General features: G+C 53.1%; 1 protein-coding gene. It reads right to left on the reverse strand.

The window, feature by feature from the left end; translation table 11 throughout:
* Positions 1 to 118 precede the first annotated feature (118 nt).
* On the reverse strand, positions 119 to 335 hold a 217-nt coding region (locus AC0L3U_RS38850), incomplete at its 5' end, for a hypothetical protein (protein WP_473365034.1).

Raw genomic sequence — 335 nt, forward strand, 5'->3', positions numbered from 1 at the left:
GGCCGGTGGAGGCGCCGGCGCTGGTGGAGTTACTGCGCAAAAATGCGGCAGGTTTGTCTTTTTAAAGGAAAAGCGGTCATGCGCAATGACCGCTAATTTCGCGTAACAAACGTTATGTTTATTGTGGGACGTTCTCTGCCGCACGGGAAACGGCAATCAGTGTTCCGCCAATGGTAATTCTGGAAATGCCAGGGCAATCGTGCAGTTTGAAAACCACCTTCTTTGTAGTCACCATCGGTAAGGTGGCTCCAGGAGATTCGAGTATTTCCAGACGAAGTTGTGCCATCGCGAAACGCGCCTTCGGTGCTGGACGCGAAAATGCAACGCGCGTGCGG

Source organism: Bradyrhizobium sp. Kon69, assembly GCF_055807515.1.